Here is a 16,366-nt window from a genome sequence, read left to right on the forward strand (position 1 = left end):
GCCTATGACGCGCTTTTCCTTATGGCTCCATTAGCCAAATCCAGCCACGACCGACACCGGCAATCGAGGTCATGCCGCTGCAGCGAGCGCGCACATAGGGAGTCGCCCAGACACTTGTGCACCCATAAATAAAACCCCGCCTTAGGTCCATTTTTTATTGCTGGTTGCGGCAATTCTTCATTCCTACTATCCGCCTCACCGATGAAGGCCATGCGCCTGTCGACTGCCCTGATAAATCGCGTTCGATTAAACAACCCACCCACTTGACTGTTCGCACCAGCAGGCTGGATCGTTCCTCGAGGGATAAGTAGCCATGAATAACAACAATCAATTGCCTTTGACCGGTGTTCGCGTCGTCGACTTCGGTCAGCAGATCGCCGGCCCCGCCGTGGCCATGACCCTGGCCGACCTGGGCGCCAGCGTGGTGCATATCGATCCGCCCGAAGGCCCGCAGTGGGAGCACCCGGCCAACGCCGTGCTCAACCGCAACAAGAGCTGTCTGCGCCTGAACCTCAAGTCGCAGGAGGGCCTGACCCAGGCCCTGGCCCTGATCGACCAGGCCGACATCGTCATCGAGAGCTTCCGCCCCGGCGTCATGCAGCGCCTGGGCATCGACTTCGCCCAACTGCGCGAGGCCCGCCCCGAGCTGATCTGCCTGTCGCTGCCGGGCTTCGCCAGCAACGACACGCTGCGCCGCGAATGGAAGGCCACCGAGGCCGTGGTCGCGGCCACCGCCGGCGCCTTCACCGACATGGGCTTCAACCGCGTGCTGCTGGGCCTGAACCCGAGTTTCTCGCCGCTGCCGCTGGGCTCGGCCTACGCCACCACCCTGGCCGCCGCCTCCGTCGCCCTGGCCCTGCAGGCCCGCGAGCGTACGGGCCGTGGCGATGCCATCGAGGTGCCGGTGATCTCCGCGCTGATGGAAGGCCTGTCGTACAACTCCTATGTCATCGAGGGCCTGCCCGAGCGCTACAAGACCATGCGCGAGCTGGAAATCGAGTACCGCAAGGCCAACAACATTCCGATGGACCTGAGCTACGACGACCTGCAGGAATACCTGGACCCCTTCTACCGCACCTACAAGTGCGCGGACGGGCGCATGTTCTATTGCGTCTGCCCCTCGCACCGCAACCACGCCAAGCGCGCCCTGACCGTGCTGGGCATCTACGACGAGCTGGTGGCCGAGGGCCTGCCGGAGGTCAACGACCTGCATGCGCCGATCAGCGAGTGGGACGGCGAGACCTCCATCGGTGTCTACCCGCTGCCGAAGAAGTGGGCCGACCACATCTCCGCCAAGATGAAGCAGGCCTTCCTGACCAAGACCTCCGAGGAGTGGGGCAAGATCTTCGGCGAGGGCCAGATTCCCGGCGCGCCGCACCGCACCACCCAGGAGTGGGTCAACCACGAGCACACCAACGCCGCCGGCCTGATCGTCGAAGTCGACGACCCCGAGTACGGCCTGATGAAGCAGCCCGGCCCCTTCGCCTGGCTGGAAGAAAGCGCGGGGCAGATGGTCAGCCCGCGCCCACGCAAGAACGTCAGCTTCGAGCAGGCCCTGGCCGAACTCAGCGCCGTGGCCGCCGCCGAGGTCGTCACCCGTCCGGTCGGCGCCGCGATCAAGCCGGCGTCCAAGGCCGGCTGGCTCGACGGCCTGCGCATCCTCGACCTGACCAACGTGATCGCCGGCCCGCACTCCACCGCCTTCCTCGCCCGCTTCGGCGCCGAGGTGATCAAGCTCGACCCGGTCAAACCGCTGTACGACCCGCTGATCGGCACCCTGTTCAGCTTCCAGACCAGCATGGGCAAGCGCAGCGCCCTGGTCGACATCATGAGCGCCGAAGGCCGCGAGGTGTTCAACCGCCTGGTGCGCTCGGTGGACATGGTGGTGATCAACGCCCCCGAGCGTCAGCTCGCCCCCCTGGGCCTGGATAACGACAGCCTGCAGGCGGTCAACCCGGGCGTGCTGTTCTGCCGCCTCGACTGCCTCGGCGGCCCGCTGCCGGGACCGAAGACCAACTACATCGGCTACGACGACATCATCCAGGCCCACAGCGGCATCATGAGCCGCTTCGGCGGCCCGGACACGCCGGAGGAGCACGCCCACCTCGGCACCCTGGACGTCAACTGCGGCTTCGCCGCCGGCCTGGGCATGGCGGTGTCGATCTACCACAAGCTCAAGACCGGCCAGGCGACCCGCGCGCGCACCTCGCTGTCGGCCATCACCAACCTGGCGCAGCTGTCGTTCGCCTTCGACTACGCCGGCCGCGCGCCCTTCGACGAGCCGTCCGGCCGCGAGGTGCTGGGCCACCACGCCCTGTCGCACTTCTACCAGACCGCCGACGGCTGGCTGTACCTCGACGCCAAGCCCGCCGAACTGGCGAAGCTGGAGCGCATCGAGGGCCTGGCCGGCATCGCCGCCGCACCCGACGTCGGCGCCTTCCTCGAGCAGGCGCTGCAGGCCGCACCGGCCGCCTACTGGGCCGAGCAGCTGCAGGCCGCCGACATCGCCGCGGCGGTGCCGATGTCCATCGAGTCGCTGCGTGAACAGTACAGCCGCGACGGCGATGGTAGCGTGGGCATCGACCGGGGCAGCTTCGCCTTCTCGATCCACCGCGACCACCCGAGCGGCCACTGCCTGACGCAGATCGACCACCTGGCGATCCGCCCGAGCGAGGCCAGCATCAAGGCGGTGAGCCTGCCGGAGCGCTGGGGCCACTCGACCCGCGAGGTGCTGGCCGATGCCGGGTACAGCTCGAGCGAGATCGAGTCGATGCTCGCGCGCAACATCGCCAGCCTGGGCTGGGCCAGGGAGTTCCTGCCCAGCTAAGCTCGGCCTCAAGCGGGCGGAACAGCCGTCCCGTCCGCCACCACCCGGCTCTGCCGCGCACCTGCGCGGCAGAGCCGTTTTGCCTGATGCGCCTGGCATCGTTGGGGGGAAGCATGCTGCAGCAGACTGTCCGTTCCGTTTGGCCGCTGTTCTTCGGCCTGGGCATCATCGGCCTGTGCATCGGCGCCCAGGGCTCGCTGCTGGGCATTCGCGCCGAACTGGAGGGCTTCGACACCCGCGCCACCGGCCTGCTGATGTCCTGCTACTACGTCGGCTTCCTGCTCGGCTCGCTGCGCGCGCCGGCGATCATCCAGCGGGTCGGCCATGTGCGCGCCTTCGCCGCGCTGACCGCCCTGGCCTCCATGACCATCCTGGTCCACTCGGTGCTCGTCGACCCCTGGGTGTGGGGGCTGATGCGCCTGCTCACCGGCTTTGCCGTGTCGGCCATCTACGTGGTGGCCGAGAGCTGGCTGAACCAGGCCGCCGACAACCGCACCCGCGGCCAGCTGCTGTCGCTGTACATGATCACCATGCTCGCCGGGCTGTCCGCCGGCCAGTTCCTGCTCAACCTGTCCGACCCGGCCGGCTTCGAGCTGTTCACCCTGATCTCCATCCTCATCAGCCTGGCGGCCATCCCCATCCTGATCACCGCCACGCCGATGCCGGCCTTCGAGAGCGCCCGCCCGGTGAGCATCGCCACCCTGTACCGCCTGGCGCCCACCGGCCTGGTCGGCTCCTTCCTGATCAACGCCTGCTACGCCATGGTGCTGGGCATGGGCTCGGTGTACGCCAGCCGCCTGGGCATGCGGGTCGAACAGATCGCGCTGTTCATGGCCCTGCTGGTGGTCGGCGGCATGCTGCTGCAATGGCCCCTGGGCCGACTGTCGGACAGCCGCGACCGGCGCACGGTGATCGCCGCGGCGGCCGTCGCCGCCCTGCTGTGCGCCCTGGTCAGCGCCCAGGTCGGCTTCGCCAGCAATCACAGTCATCTGCTGCTGGCGCTGCTGTTCGGCGGCACCTGCTTCCCCCTGCTGGCCCTGTACCTGGCGCTGACCAACGACCAGCTGGAAGCCGACCAGGCCACCGGCGCCAGCAGCACCCTGTTGCTGGTGGGCGGGGTGGGCGCCAGCATCGGCCCCTTCCTGATCTCCCTGACCATGGACCGCTGGGGCCCGGCCAGCTTCTTCTGGAGCCTGGCGGTGATGGCCGGGCTGATGGCCGCCCATGCCCTGTACAAGCGCATCACCGACCCCTTCCCGGCCACCAGCGAGAGCGCCAACCCCTTCCAGATGCAGGCGCCCTTCCCGGTGGGCTCGGTGCTGATGGAGTCGATGCCGGGGGAGGACAGCGCAGGCGAAATGCCCAGCGAAGGCAGCCCAGCGGCGGCCCGCGACGAGGCGCCGCCCCTTGCCTGAGCGCACCCCGGCGGGCGCGGGGGCGGCGATTTCGGCTATCCTTGCCGCCCCTTTTTTCGCCAGGAACCTCGCCATGCAAGCCCAACTCGAAGAACTGATCGGCAAGATAAGCTCGGGCTGCATGCAGGCCACCGACATCGCCCGCATCGCCGCCGAGGCCGCCCAGGCCTACGCCGACCCGCAGGCCTTCCTCGCCGCCAACCCGGACATCAACTACGACGACGACTTCCCCATCCCCCTCGGCGAATGGGTGGTGGTCGGCAGCCTGCCGGACACCGTGCTGTTCCAGGCCGACAGCTACGAGCAGCTGTTCCAGCAGATCACCGACTCCTTCGGCCCCGGCGTGAACTTCGTGCTCAAGCCCAAGCAGCTGGCCAAGACCGAGCCGCTCAAGGCGCTCAACCGCATCCAAGTGCAACTCTCCAGCCTCTCCCCGGAGACCCAGGGCTACGTGCTGGTGGACTTCAGCGAACCGCTGGACGACGAACTGCAGGCCGTGCTGGTGTACAGCAGCGACCTGCAGCGGGTGCTGGAACTGGCGGTGGAAGTGGGCATCTATGCGGCGCCGGCCTACGAGGCCATGAAGGCGGCCCAGGCCGAGTGACCGATGCCACACGGCAACCCGCCTCAATCGTCAAGGCCCTGAGCGATAAGATTGCTCGTAGAGGCCCCAGCACATAATCTGCAGGCGCCCTTGCCGGGCGGCCTCGACGCCCGGCGACAGCCCAATCACTTGGCCGGCGGCGCCACGTCGAAGCCTCCGAACTAGCCAGTTTGTTGAACAACTTGTGCAGCATCGCCACGCGCAACGCGGCAGCCAGCTGGAAATGGCAGACCGAGGACGCCGGCAAACAAGCGGCTCGACAGATTTCGGGAAGGGAATGACAGCGAGTGTGTTGCTAGCCATGGCGCACCTCCAAAACGGAGGGCAAGCCCGATGAAAGGAAGCTGTTTGCCACAACAACTTGTGGCGACGCGCCGCATTCGGGTAGCTTCAACCCACGCAATGAAGCACCCCGCAGGCAGGACGCCCGTTATCTTCCCCCTGCTCGCATAGGCCGTTTTCAACGAAACCTTCCGCCGATGCGGATACTTGCCCTGGGCTGCCGATGAGCCCTGGTGCACAACACCCCCCAAAGGCCCCTGCCGCAAGCTGGACACCTCAAGATTGAGAGGTCGCACTGGCAACGGCAGGGAATGTTATCCACCAAGTGGCGCATTTAATCGCACCACTGGGTGTTCAATTTTAGGTAGAGGTACTGCTGTTGGCCATATCTATTCGAGAAGCACGCCCGGAAGACGCGGTGGAAATCAGCGCCCTCATAATTTCTGCCATTAAAGAGACTAACGCCAAAGACTATCCCACCTCTCTTATTGAGAAATTGCCAGAGAATTTCTCCCCCGAGCAAATAGCAAGCCGCATGCTGACCCGTGAGACTTTCGTTTCCGTGAAAGACGGAGAGATCACCGGAACTGCAAGCTTAGACAAAAAGACCATTCGATCTGTTTTCGTAATGCCAAGACATCAGGGCTTCGGTATTGGCCTAGCCCTAATGAAGCACATAGAAAAGCTAGCCTCAAACAACAAAACAGAAGAACTGACTGTGCCCTCTTCAATCACTGCTGAAGGTTTTTATCAGAAACTAGGGTATACAAAGATGCGTGAAGAGCATGAAGAAGTTGAGAAAATCATCATAATGAGCAAGATCATTTCACCAGTCTAGCTAGTGCTATACGGACGCGCGCCCATGAGCAGTGAGCAATAGCGTTCAGACCTGTCGTCAGTGCGCTTGCACTCGTATATCCGGCCTGTAATTCACGCACAGGCCTCACTCCCGTGGGATGGGCTAACGCCCAACCCTTAATCCAAGTTCTGGACCATGTAAGAAGCCATGCGGGCCTCCACTGCAACTGAAGACGCCACGATAGAAATCACCGCGTACGATCCAGCTTGGCCACGTATTTTCGCAGAGGAGCAGACGTTACTGGCCGAAGCTCTTAAACCCTGGCTTGTCGGCCCCATCGAGCACGTCGGCAGCACTTCAGTGCCTGGCTTGGTTGCCAAACCGATCATCGACATTGCTGCGCCTGTCAGGTCGCTGGCAGAGTCCCGCGGTGCTATTGAAGCACTGCGCCATTTGCTCTATCAGCACTACCCGTATAAACCCGAAGACATGCACTGGTTCTGCAAGCCTTCGCCTACATTTCGCACGCACCACCTTCATATCTTGGTTTATAACAGCCCGACGTGGCTTGATCGGCTGGCATTCCGCGACACCTTGCGCTCAAACCCTGAGCTCGCTGCGCAGTACGCCGCCTTGAAACTACAGCTTGCCGTTCAGCATCGCACTGACCGCGAAGCGTACACAGCGGCCAAAGCACCCTTCATACAGGCGGTACTCACTCTCTGCCGGCGCGGCCAGGGCAGTGAGGCCTAACAAGCAGCGCAGGCCGCACGCAGGGCTTACACAGGACGGGCGAAAACCGGACTTTAACCAAGCGGTTATCTAGAGGAAGCACTCAATGGAATATGAGGCACTAAACCTCGAAAGCAAACTTTCTCTCTTTGACGAGCAATGGACACCCAAAGTCATCGCAGAGATGAATGACTACCAGTTCAAACTAGTGAAAATCAAAGGCGACTTTGTCTGGCATGAACACAAGGATACAGACGAAACCTTTATTGTGCTGGACGGGAAATTACGAATTGATTTTCGTGACGGGCATGTGACCCTATCGAAAGGCGAGATGTACGTCGTACCGAAGGGCAAGGAGCACAAACCTTTCGCCGAGGAAGAAGTAAAGATTCTACTTATTGAACCCCGAGGCGTACTGAATACCGGTCACGAAGATGGTGAGCGCACCGCTAAAAATGATATTTGGATTTAAATACCTCGTAGGATGGGTTGGCCGCGCAGCGGCGTAACCCATCGCCCATATCCCAGGCGACACCCGGTTTGCGTCAACCACATGGGTGTCACTACGTGATACCCATCCTACGGGCTAGTGTGCACCTTAGGAAGTGATGACATATGAAACGGATAGCTGTTTTTGGTAAACCTGGCGGCGGCAAGTCTACTCTTAGTAGACATCTGGCGAAGGCCGTGGGCGTTGAGTTGTTCCCCTTGGATCGAATCGAGTATCGACCAGACGGCTCAAAGGTACCCGCCGAAGAATACAAGTCATCCCACAGAGATATTCTGATCAAGGATGGCTGGATCATAGAAGGGCTGGGGACTCTGGAGTCCTTTTGGCAAAGAATAGATTCGGCGGATACGCTCATCTATGTTGATCTACCATACTGGCAACACTACTGGTTCACCACCAAGAGATTGCTAAAAAGTCCATTTTTAAAACCGGAAGGTTGGCCAGAGGGTAGCTCTGTGCTGAAAGGAACCTTGGCGAGCTGGAAATACCTTCGGCTTTCTCCCAATTTCTGGACTACTGGCTTCCTCGACAAGATCAAAGCGAGAGCCGCTGGGAAGGCGGTATACCATATAAAGTCAGCATCAGATCTCAACACATTCGTTAACAATCACATAACAAGGCGCTGAAGCCGCTCATTTCATTCGCTGGGACCGGCCCAAGCCGGCCCGTAGTTCAATCATTATATTTTTACCAAAAAAGGTGTCATTCAAATGTCTCAATCAGAAACAAACTGCCTTTGTGGCGCTGTCAAAATCGTTGCCGAGAAAGTCAACCCCAAGTTTACAGTATGCCATTGCCAATCATGTAGAACTTGGGGCGGCGCCCCATTCTTTGCAGTGAAATGTGGCACCAAGGTGAAAATTGAAGGCAATGATAAAGTCAAAATGTTTGAGTCGTCGTCATGGGCATCCCGTGGCTTTTGCACAGAATGTGGTACTCATCTGTTCTATAAATTCAAAGAGACGGGTGAGTACAACATGCCAGTAGGCATGTTTTCAAATCTGGAAGGGCTGGAAATGGATATGCAGTACTTTAGCGACATGCGCCCTAGCTATTACTGCTTTTCAAACCAAACAAAAGAAATGACTACAGCTGAGATAATGGCTTATTTTGCACCCAAAATGTAATCACACATATCGCCATGCGTGTATGGACGCTCCCCAGAAGCGGTGAGGAATAGCTTTCCCAACCCTGTCGCCAGCCTCTAGGCGGGTGTCCGTGAAACCGGGGGCAGCTCACCAAACGCTATGCCACAAGGCCGAACTCATGAACAACATCGACATACGCGTGCTATCCATGAGCGATTGGGAAACATATAGGTCCTTGCGGCTTAGCTCATTGAAAGACTCGCCTGACTCCTTCGGCTCAACTTTCGAGCGCGAGGCAGAGTATTCAGATGATGAGTGGATGTCTCGCCTCAACCTGCCCAGTCGCGAAGACACGGCTCTGCCTCTTGTAGCCGAAGTCAACGGCGTACCATCCGGCTTGGCTTGGGGGCTGCTTCATCAAGCAGAGTCTAAAACAGCACACATATATCAAATGTGGGTAAGACCAGAGAGCCGAGGCATGGGTATAGGCCGGGCGTTGATTGAATACATAATCTCATGGGCTACAGCATCGCAGCTAAGCTCATTGTCACTCGCAGTCACTACAAGCAATTCGGCAGCAATATCGCTATACCATTCATTGGGGTTCGTACCTGTGGGTGAGCCTGAGGAACTACGGACTGGCTCACCGCTTCGAACTCAGCCGATGATTTTGGCGCTCTGTGTAAATGCTGCATAACAGCAGCGGCGTAACCCATCCTACGGGCTACGCACTACAAGGTTCCGCGTAGCGCCTTCTCGAACAGCTGGCTGTACTGGCTCGCACTGAAGGGGATCGGGTTGGTACCGGCCGAAGGATCGGCCTCGGCCATCTGCCCGACCTGTTCGATGCGGGCGTCGTCGATGCCGATCTCGCCGAGGCTGTGGGGGATGCCGACCTCGCTGCGCAGTTCCAGCACCCAGTCGAGCACGCCAGCGAACCCCGCCTTGCTCAGGCCCAGGTAGCGCGCCAGGCGGTACATCTGCGGGCCGATGCTGGCCTGGTTGGCCTGCAGCACGTAGGGCATCAACACCGCGTTGAGCAGGCCGTGGTGGGCATCGTAGAGCGCGCCGAGCGGGTGGGCCAGGGCATGCATGGCACCCAGCCCACGCTGGAAGGCGGTGGCGCCCATGGTCGAGGCCACCAGCATCTGCAGCCGCGCCTCGACATCCGCGCCGTGGGCCACCGCCCGCGGCAGATACTGCTGCACCAGGCGCATGCCCTCCAGGGCGATGCCCTCGGCCATGGGGTGGAACAGCGGCGAGCAATAGGCCTCCAGGCTGTGCGACAGGGCGTCCATGCCGGTGGCGGCGGTGACCTTGGCCGGCAGGCCGATGGTCAGTTGCGGATCGAGGATGACCAGCGCCGGCAGCATGCGGGCGTGGAAGATGATGCGTTTGATGTGCGCCGCCTCGTCGGTGATCACCGAGGCGCGGCCGACCTCCGAGCCGGTGCCGGCGGTGGTCGGCACCGCCACCACCGGGGCCATGCCGGCGACCTTGACGCGGCTGGCGTTGTCGCCGATGTCCTCGAAGTCCCACAGGGGGCGGTCCTGCCCGACCATCAGGGCGATGGCCTTGCCGGCGTCCAGGGCCGAGCCGCCGCCGAAGGCGATCACCCCGTCGTGGCCGCCGGCCTTGAAGGCCGCCACGCCGTCCATCACGTTCTGCCCGGTGGGGTTGCCCTTGATCGCCGCGAACAGCCCGGCCTTGAGGCCATCGTCGCGGCATTGCAGCAGGGCGTCATCGATGATCGACAGGGCCGCCAGGCCAGGGTCGGTGACCAGCAGCGGCGCGGCCATGCCCAGCTCACGGCAGGCGGCGGGCAGTTCGCGGATGCGTCCGGCGCCGACGCGGATCGCGGTGGGGTAATTCCAGTTCATGCGGTAGTGGTTCAGGTCCATGGCGCGCCTCACAACTGGGTCTTGAAGTGGAAGGATTTCGGCCGGGTCAGCTGTTCGTAGCCGATGCTCGACAGGGTGCAGCCACGGCCGGAGTGCTTGACCCCGGTCCAGGCCAGGGCCGGGTCGAGGTAGTCGCAGCGGTTGAGGAACACGGTGCCGGCCTCGACCCGCTCGGCCAGGGCCAGGGCGGCCTCGGCGTCGCGGCTGAAGATGGCGGCGGTGAGGCCGAACTCGCTGTCGTTCATCAGCGCCAGGGCCTCCTCATCGTCCTTGACCTTCTGGATGCCTACCACCGGGCCGAAGGACTCCTCGGTCATCACCCGCATGCCGTGGTAGACGTCGGTCAGCACCTGGGGCGCCAGGTAGGCGCTGCCCGGCCGGTCGAGGGCGAAGTCGGCCGGGTCGATATGGGCGGTGGCGCCCTGGGCCAGGGCCTCGTTGATCTGCCGGCGGACGAAATCCGCGGCCTCGGCCCGTACCAACGGCCCCAGGGTGGTGGCAGGGTCGTCGGGGCGGCCCAGCTTGTAGCGCTTGACCAGGGCCACCGCCTGCTCGACGAAGGCCTCGAACAGCGACTCGTGCACGTAGATGCGCTCGATGCCGCAGCAGGACTGCCCGGAATTGAAGAAGGCGCCGTCGATGGCGGTCTCCACCGCGTGGGCCAGGTCGGCGTCGGCGCGCACGTAGGCCGGGTCCTTGCCGCCCAGCTCCAGGCCGGTGCCGATGAAGCGTCCGGCGGCCGCCCGCTCGACCATGGCGCCGCCCGGCACCGAGCCGGTAAAGGCCACGTACTGCACGGCCGGCGCCTGGATCAGCCGCTCGGTGTCGGCGTGGCTGAGGTGCAGGTACTGGAACACCCCGTCCGGCAGGCCGGCCTCGACGAAGGCCTCGACCATGCGCTCGGCGCACAGCGGGGTCTGCGCCGAGTGCTTGAGCAGCACCGCGTTGCCGGCCAGCAATGCCGGCATCACCGCGTTCACGGCGGTCAGGTAGGGGTAGTTCCAGGGCGCGATGATCAGCGCCACGCCCAGCGGCTCGCGGCGGATGAAACGGGTGAAACCGGGTTTGTCCGGCAGGCGGATATCGGCCAGGGCGCTCTCGGCGATATCGGCCATGTGGCTGGCGCGCTCGACGAAGCCGCGGACTTCCCCGGCGCAATAGCGGATCGGCCGGCCCATCATCCAGCACAACTCCTCGGCCAGCTGCTCTTCCTTGGCGGCGAAGGCGGCGATGGCCTTGCGGCCGATGGCGACCCGTTCGCTCAGGGGGGTGGTCTTCCAGGCCCGCTGGGCCTGCTCGGCCTTGGCCAGGGCCGCCTCGATCTGCGCGGCCGTGGCCAGCTCGCGCTCGACGTAGAGGCTGTCGTCGACCGGTGATATGCACTGCAACTTGCTCATTGCGACGCTCCAGAACCGGAGGCGGCACCGTGGCGCCGCCCCCGGCGATCAGATGATTTCGAAGTAGCGATCGAGCTCCCAATCGCTGACATGCCGACGGTATTCACGTTCCTCCCATTCGCGGCTGGCGGCGTAGTGCTCGACGAACGGGTCGCCGAACAACTCGCGCGCCGCCTGGGAGGCCTTCAGGCGCTGCGCCGCGTCCCACAGGGTGCGCGGCAGGGCCAGTTCCGGCGGGTGCTTCTGCGCATAGGCGTTGCCGGACACCGGCTCGGTCGGCTGCCAGCCCTGCATCACCCCGTACAGCCCGGAGCCGATAGCCACCGCCAGGGCCAGGAAGGGGTTGCCGTCGGCGGCGCCCAGGCGATATTCCTGGCGCTGCGACTTGTCGCTGCCGGGGATCACCCGCAACGCCGCGGTGCGGTTCTCCACGCCCCAGGTGGCGTCGGTCGGCGCCCAGAAGCCGGGGATCAGCCGGCGGTAGCTGTTCAGGGTCGGCGCCACCATGCACAGGAACTCGGGCATCAGGCGCTGCTGGCCGGCGAGGAACTGGCGCTGGACCTGGCTCATGCAGTGCGGCTGGCTGGGGTCGTGGAAGGCCGACTTGCCGCTCTCGCGCTCACGCAGGGAGACGTGGATATGGCCGCTCTGCCCCGGGTACTTGCCCGACCACTTGGCCATGAAGGTGGCCATCAGGCCGTTGCGCTGGGCCAGCACCTTCATGAAGGTCTTGAACAGCGCGCCCTTGTCCGCCGCGTCCTCGGCCTGGTCATAGGCGATGGCCGCCTCCAGCACGCCGGGGCCGGTCTCGGTGTGCAGGCCCTCGATGGGGAAGTCCATCTGCTCGCCCAGCTCGAGAATCTGGTGGTACAGCTCGGCATGCACCGAGTTGCGGATCATCGAGTAGCCGAACCAGTCCGGGGTGAACGGCTTGAGGTTGCGAAAGCCCTTCTCCCGCGCCGACTCCGGGGTCTCGTCGAACATGAAGAATTCGTACTCCAGCGCTGCGAAGGGATCGAAGCCCATCTCCTCGCAGCGCTTGACCACCCGCCGCAGGGTGCCGCGCGGGCAGACCGCCTCGGCCTGCTCGGCGAACTCGCAGATGAACAGCAGCATACCGTTCTCGAAGGGAATCTCCCGGCAGGTGTGCGGCAGCACCCGCACCGGCGCGTCCGGGTAGCCGGTGTGCCAGCCGGTGTAGCTGGCGTTGTCGTAGAGCTGGTCCTTGACGTCCCAGCCCAGTACCACGTCGCAGAAGGCGAAGCCCGAGTCCAGCGCGGAAAGGAACTTGCTGCGGCTCAGGTACTTGCCGCGCATCACCCCGTCGTTGTCGAACACCCCGACCTTGATATGACTGAGCCCGCGCTCCTCGACGATGCGTTTGGCATCTTCGACGGTCTTCACTTCTCGCGGTTTGAGCATATGCACCCCCATCTATTGTTATGGCCGACGTCCCCTGTCGGTTGTCTCCAATGCCCCGAACGGCGACCGGCGCTCCAACGCAGGGCGCCCATGCCCGCGGAGAGCCATCCGGGCACGGGCGTGCGCCTGGGCGCCGACGGCGTGGTCGCCGGTATCAGTAGCGATAGGGTGGGCCGGCCTTGGCCATCAGGGCGTTGTACTTCTTGAAGATCTCCACCACCTTGGCGCTGCGCGGGCTGGCCTTGGCGATCTCGTCCCAGAACTTGTGCGCCTCGTCCTCCACCGTCTTCCACTCCGCGTCGGGAATGGTGGTCAGCTGCAGCTTGCCGCCCTCCACGCGCAGCTGCGCCTCGCCGCCCCAGTACCAGTGCTGGCGGTAGTAGTGGGAGCTGTCCATGCACAGCTTGAACAGGGTCTGCAGGTGCGCAGGCACCTCGGCCCACTTCGCCGAGTTGGCGAAGTAGGAACCGATCCAGGCGCCGGAGATGTTGTTGGTGAGGAAGTACTTGGTGACGTTGGCCCAGCCGACGGTGTAGTCCTCGGTGATGCCCGACCAGGTGATGCCGTCCAGCTCGCCGGTCTGCACCGCCACCTCGACGTCCTCCCAGGGCAGGGTCACCGGGATCACGCCGAAGCGCGAGAGAAACTTGCCGGCGGTGGGGAAGGTGAAGATGCGCTTGCCCTTGAGGTCGGCCAGGCTGCGGATCGGCTCGACCGTGGCGAAGTGGCAGGGGTCCCAGGCGCCGGCGCCAAGCCAGGTGACGCCCTCGACCTCGCCGTAGGCCTCCTCCCAGATCTGCCGCAGGCCGTACTTCTCGAACAGCACCGGCACGTCCAGGCTGTAGCGGGTGGCGAAGGGGAAGTAGCCGCCGAACACCGAAACGTCCACCGGCGCGGCGATGGAGTCGTCGTCGCTCTGCACCGCATCGATGGTGCCGCGCTGCATGGCGCGGAACAGCTCGCCGGTGGGCACCAGCTGGTCGGCGAAGTACAGCTGGATCTCCATCTCGCCCTTGGCCGCCAGGTTGAAGGCGTCGATCGAGGGCTTGATCACGTGCTCGGCCAGGGCCGGGCCGGCGTAGGTCTGCAGGCGCCAGGTGATCTTCTTCGGCTCCTGCGCGTAGATATGCGCCGAGCCCAGGGCCGATGCGCCCACCGCGCCGGTGGTGACCGCGGCGGTCTTGAGGAACTTGCGTCTCGTACTCATGCTGTTATCTCCAATGAATGTCGATCCAGATGTCATACAACCGCATGGCACCACTGCGACCCGGCGAGGTCGGTGCAGCGTGTTCAGGTGGGCGCGTTACCCCGCAGGGCGGCCAGCGCCTGTCGCCGCTCGGGGTGAAAAAACCAACTGCGTCCGAGCCTCTCCTGAATTCTGTGGGTCAGCGCGCGTAGTGCCACTGGGGCAACCACAGCGCGATCTGCGGAAACATCATCACCAGCACCAGGGCCAGCACCATGATCAGCACGAAGGGGGTGACCGAGAGGTAGATGTCGCGAAGGGTCACCTCCGGCGGCGCCATGGCGCGCATGAGGAACAGGTTGTAGCCGAAGGGCGGGGTCATGTAGGCGATCTGGCAGGTGATGGTGTAGAGCACGCCGTACCAGATCAGATCGAAGCCCAGGGCGCCGACCAGGGGCACGTATAGCGGCGCGACGATCACCAGCATGGCGGTGTCGTCGAGAAACATGCCCATCAGGATGAACGACAGCTGCATCATGATCAGCACCTGCCAGGGGCCCAGCTCCAGGCGGTCGATGAAGAAGGCCTCGATGGCGTTGACCGCGCCGAGGCCGTCGAACACCGCGCCGAAGCACAGGGCGGCGAGGATGATCCACATGAACATGCAGCTGATGCCGAGGGTCTTGCGCAGGGTGTCTTCCATCACCTGGGCGCTCAGCCGGCCCTTGACCAGAGCGGTGAAGGTGGCGGCCGCGGCGCCCACCGCCGAGCTTTCCACCAGGCTGGTGATGCCCATCAGGAACAGGCCGGTCATGCAGAAGAAGATGAACAGCGGGGCGATGCCGGCCTTGAGCAGACGCAGCTTCTCGCCCCAGCCGATCTGCTGGCGCTCCTCCTCGGCCAGGGCCGGCCCCAGGTGCGGTTGCAGGCGGCAGCGGATGACGATGTAGAGGACGAACAGCCCGGCCATCATCAGCCCCGGGAACACCCCGGCCAGCCACAGCTGGCCGACCGGCTGGCGGGCGATCATGCCGTACAGCACCAGCACCACGCTGGGCGGAATGAGGATGCCCAGGGAGCTGCCGGCCTGGATCACCCCGGTGACCATGATCTTGTCGTAGCCGCGGCGCAGCAGTTCCGGCAGGGCGATGCTGGCGCCGATGGCCATGCCGGCGACGCTCAGGCCGTTCATCGCCGAGATCGCCACCATCAGGCCGATGGTGCCGATGGCCAGGCCGCCGTTCAGCGGCCCCATCCACACGTGGAACATGCGGTAGAGGTCTTCGGCCAGCCCCGACTCGGAGAGCATGTAGCCCATGTAGACGAACATCGGCAGGGTCAGCAGCGGGTACCACTTCATCAGTTTCATCGCCGCGCTGAAGGCGATCTCCGAGCCGCCGTCGCCCCACAACAGCAAGGCGGCGCTGACCGCGACGAAGCCGATGGCGCCGAACACCCGCTTGCCGGTGAGCAACAGCAACATCATCGAGGAGAACATCAGCAGGGCGATGAGCTCGTAACTCATTACAGCGTCTCCCCGCGGGCGGCGGCGATATCCTTGAAGAAGGTGGCAACGGTCTGCAGCAGCATCAGCGCCACGCCGACGGTCATGATGATCTTGATCGGCGCCATGGGCGGCGACCAGGCCGAATAGCTGGTCTCGCCGTACTGCAGGGCGTACTGGGTCGAGGAGATGCCGCCGTAGAGCAGGAAGATCAGGTAGAAGATCAGGAAGCCGACGGTGATGGCGTCCATGATCGCGCTGGTGCGCGGCGACCAGCGGCTGTAGAACAGGTCCATGCGCACATGGGCATCGAGCTGCATGGAGTAGCCGCCGCCGAGGAGAAAGTAGGCGACCATGAGGAACTGCGCGGTTTCCAGGGTCCAGATCGCCGGGTCGGCGAAGGTCTTGCTGATGGATGAGTACAGCAGCACCGCCAGCATGGCGAAGATCAGGTACATGGCGAACCGGCCGATGACCCGGTTCATCGCGTCCACTCCCCGCACGAACAGCCGAATCGCCTTGGGCATTCAGTTCTCTTCGAAATAGATGTTATCCCGTCAGACTAGCCGAAGATTTCCCAATGCCAACTCGCCGCGGGAGAGGCGAAAGCGCCATTGCGAGGCTGCGCGCGACCGACGGGCCTGGCGGCCTCGCGCGGGCGCCAGGCCGGCGCAGTTCCTGGGCAAGTTGAGGGGAAA

At 63.7% G+C, this 16,366-nt stretch carries 15 protein-coding genes; 9 read left to right on the plus strand and 6 right to left on the minus strand.

What is annotated here, in order from left to right; all coding sequences use genetic code 11:
- Positions 1-313: 313 nt before the first annotated feature.
- The 9 genes from ACSX1C_RS11920 (at position 314) to ACSX1C_RS11960 (ending at position 8,955) form a co-directional block, all read left to right on the plus strand.
- Positions 314-2,827 (plus strand): CoA transferase, encoded by a 2,514-nt coding sequence (locus ACSX1C_RS11920; RefSeq protein ID WP_439886305.1) that lies wholly within the window; start codon positions 314-316, stop codon positions 2,825-2,827.
- Positions 2,828-2,940: 113 nt separating this feature from the next.
- Positions 2,941-4,242 carry an MFS transporter gene (locus ACSX1C_RS11925; protein ID WP_439886306.1) on the plus strand — a complete coding sequence of 434 codons (1,302 nt, stop codon included), beginning with the start codon at positions 2,941-2,943 and terminating at the stop codon, positions 4,240-4,242.
- A 73-nt stretch (positions 4,243-4,315) separates the two neighbouring features.
- Complete coding sequence (locus ACSX1C_RS11930; protein WP_439886307.1) at positions 4,316-4,846, plus strand: hypothetical protein; 531 nt, start codon at positions 4,316-4,318, stop codon at positions 4,844-4,846.
- Positions 4,847-5,546: 700 nt separating this feature from the next.
- Entirely contained in the window at positions 5,547-5,966 is a 420-nt protein-coding gene (locus ACSX1C_RS11935; protein ID WP_439886308.1) for a GNAT family N-acetyltransferase, read from the plus strand.
- Between the two features lie 168 nt (positions 5,967-6,134).
- On the plus strand, positions 6,135-6,680 hold the full coding sequence (locus ACSX1C_RS11940; protein ID WP_439886309.1) for a GrpB family protein: 546 nt from the start codon (positions 6,135-6,137) through the stop codon (positions 6,678-6,680).
- Positions 6,681-6,765: 85 nt separating this feature from the next.
- On the plus strand, positions 6,766-7,131 hold the full coding sequence (locus tag ACSX1C_RS11945) for a cupin domain-containing protein (protein ID WP_439886310.1): 366 nt from the start codon (positions 6,766-6,768) through the stop codon (positions 7,129-7,131).
- A gap of 143 nt (positions 7,132-7,274) precedes the next feature.
- Positions 7,275-7,796, plus strand: a complete 522-nt coding sequence (locus tag ACSX1C_RS11950; RefSeq protein ID WP_439886311.1) for a hypothetical protein — start codon at positions 7,275-7,277, stop codon at positions 7,794-7,796.
- Between the two features lie 84 nt (positions 7,797-7,880).
- Positions 7,881-8,297, plus strand: a complete 417-nt coding sequence (locus ACSX1C_RS11955; protein WP_439886312.1) for a GFA family protein — start codon at positions 7,881-7,883, stop codon at positions 8,295-8,297.
- A gap of 169 nt (positions 8,298-8,466) precedes the next feature.
- Positions 8,467-8,955 (plus strand): GNAT family N-acetyltransferase, encoded by a 489-nt coding sequence (locus tag ACSX1C_RS11960; RefSeq protein ID WP_439889409.1) that lies wholly within the window; start codon positions 8,467-8,469, stop codon positions 8,953-8,955.
- A 34-nt stretch (positions 8,956-8,989) separates the two neighbouring features.
- Here ACSX1C_RS11960 and ACSX1C_RS11965 read toward each other — a convergent pair whose 3' ends face one another.
- The 6 genes from ACSX1C_RS11965 to ACSX1C_RS11990 all read right to left on the minus strand — a co-directional run bounded on the left by ACSX1C_RS11965 (position 8,990) and on the right by ACSX1C_RS11990 (position 16,195).
- On the minus strand, positions 8,990-10,159 hold the full coding sequence (locus ACSX1C_RS11965; protein WP_439886313.1) for an iron-containing alcohol dehydrogenase: 1,170 nt from the start codon (positions 10,157-10,159) through the stop codon (positions 8,990-8,992).
- 8 nt (positions 10,160-10,167) lie between these two features.
- Entirely contained in the window at positions 10,168-11,556 is a 1,389-nt protein-coding gene (locus ACSX1C_RS11970) for an aldehyde dehydrogenase family protein (RefSeq protein WP_439886314.1), read from the minus strand.
- 48 nt (positions 11,557-11,604) lie between these two features.
- Positions 11,605-12,978, minus strand: a complete 1,374-nt coding sequence (locus ACSX1C_RS11975) for a glutamine synthetase family protein (protein ID WP_439886315.1) — start codon at positions 12,976-12,978, stop codon at positions 11,605-11,607.
- 154 nt (positions 12,979-13,132) lie between these two features.
- Complete coding sequence (locus ACSX1C_RS11980) at positions 13,133-14,185, minus strand: TRAP transporter substrate-binding protein (protein ID WP_439886316.1); 1,053 nt, start codon at positions 14,183-14,185, stop codon at positions 13,133-13,135.
- Between the two features lie 178 nt (positions 14,186-14,363).
- Positions 14,364-15,689 carry a TRAP transporter large permease gene (locus ACSX1C_RS11985; RefSeq protein ID WP_439886317.1) on the minus strand — a complete coding sequence of 442 codons (1,326 nt, stop codon included), beginning with the start codon at positions 15,687-15,689 and terminating at the stop codon, positions 14,364-14,366.
- Positions 15,689-16,195: a TRAP transporter small permease subunit gene (locus tag ACSX1C_RS11990; RefSeq protein WP_439886318.1), complete on the minus strand. Its 507-nt coding sequence runs from the start codon at positions 16,193-16,195 to the stop codon at positions 15,689-15,691. The genes ACSX1C_RS11985 and ACSX1C_RS11990 overlap by 1 nt, the downstream gene beginning before the upstream one ends.
- Positions 16,196-16,366: the final 171 nt, after the last annotated feature.

This window comes from Pseudomonas sp. MBLB4123, from assembly GCF_051904775.1.
GTDB lineage: Bacteria > Pseudomonadota > Gammaproteobacteria > Pseudomonadales > Pseudomonadaceae > Aquipseudomonas > Aquipseudomonas benzenivorans_B.

Coding starts and splice junctions, on each gene's coding strand:
- ACSX1C_RS11945 (WP_439886310.1), top strand. CDS start 6,766: ATGGAATATGAGGCACTAAACCTCGAAAGCAAACTTTCTCTCTTTGAC.
- ACSX1C_RS11990 (WP_439886318.1), bottom strand. CDS start 16,195: ATGCCCAAGGCGATTCGGCTGTTCGTGCGGGGAGTGGACGCGATGAAC.
- ACSX1C_RS11930 (WP_439886307.1), top strand. CDS start 4,316: ATGCAAGCCCAACTCGAAGAACTGATCGGCAAGATAAGCTCGGGCTGC.
- ACSX1C_RS11940 (WP_439886309.1), top strand. CDS start 6,135: ATGCGGGCCTCCACTGCAACTGAAGACGCCACGATAGAAATCACCGCG.
- ACSX1C_RS11970 (WP_439886314.1), bottom strand. CDS start 11,556: ATGAGCAAGTTGCAGTGCATATCACCGGTCGACGACAGCCTCTACGTC.
- ACSX1C_RS11975 (WP_439886315.1), bottom strand. CDS start 12,978: ATGCTCAAACCGCGAGAAGTGAAGACCGTCGAAGATGCCAAACGCATC.
- ACSX1C_RS11960 (WP_439889409.1), top strand. CDS start 8,467: ATGAGCGATTGGGAAACATATAGGTCCTTGCGGCTTAGCTCATTGAAA.
- ACSX1C_RS11965 (WP_439886313.1), bottom strand. CDS start 10,159: ATGGACCTGAACCACTACCGCATGAACTGGAATTACCCCACCGCGATC.
- ACSX1C_RS11925 (WP_439886306.1), top strand. CDS start 2,941: ATGCTGCAGCAGACTGTCCGTTCCGTTTGGCCGCTGTTCTTCGGCCTG.
- ACSX1C_RS11950 (WP_439886311.1), top strand. CDS start 7,275: ATGAAACGGATAGCTGTTTTTGGTAAACCTGGCGGCGGCAAGTCTACT.
- ACSX1C_RS11955 (WP_439886312.1), top strand. CDS start 7,881: ATGTCTCAATCAGAAACAAACTGCCTTTGTGGCGCTGTCAAAATCGTT.
- ACSX1C_RS11920 (WP_439886305.1), top strand. CDS start 314: ATGAATAACAACAATCAATTGCCTTTGACCGGTGTTCGCGTCGTCGAC.
- ACSX1C_RS11985 (WP_439886317.1), bottom strand. CDS start 15,689: ATGAGTTACGAGCTCATCGCCCTGCTGATGTTCTCCTCGATGATGTTG.
- ACSX1C_RS11980 (WP_439886316.1), bottom strand. CDS start 14,185: ATGAGTACGAGACGCAAGTTCCTCAAGACCGCCGCGGTCACCACCGGC.